Source organism: Pseudonocardia charpentierae, from assembly GCF_031845345.1.
GTDB classification, from domain to species: domain Bacteria; phylum Actinomycetota; class Actinomycetes; order Mycobacteriales; family Pseudonocardiaceae; genus Pseudonocardia; species Pseudonocardia charpentierae.
The window spans coordinates 1-261 of sequence record NZ_JAVREJ010000131.1; the positions used below are offsets into that span (position 1 = coordinate 1).

Below are 261 nucleotides of genomic sequence, written 5' to 3' on the forward strand. Positions count from 1 at the left end.
GGATCAGCTCGTCGTCGGTGGTGCCGGGCGGGCCGGCGCACAGGTAGTAGGCCAGCTCCGGCTCCCGGCCCGCGGCGGTCTGGTCGTCGGTGAGGATCTGGCGGCGGACCAGCAGCCAGCGCCCCCAGCCCGGAGGGGTGTCGTCCCCGGCCGACACCGAGGCCACCGCCCAGTCGAACAGCCGCGGGCCCTTGGCCCCGTCCGCGCAGCTGCGGCGCTTCCACGCCTGCTCCGGTGCCCTCGCCGTGGCGTGGTCGGCCC

Annotated in this window: 1 pseudogene; it reads right to left on the reverse strand. The window is 77.4% G+C overall.

What is annotated here, in order from left to right:
- Positions 1-261: pseudogene (locus RM445_RS32180) on the reverse strand (IS701 family transposase); the annotation flags it as partial.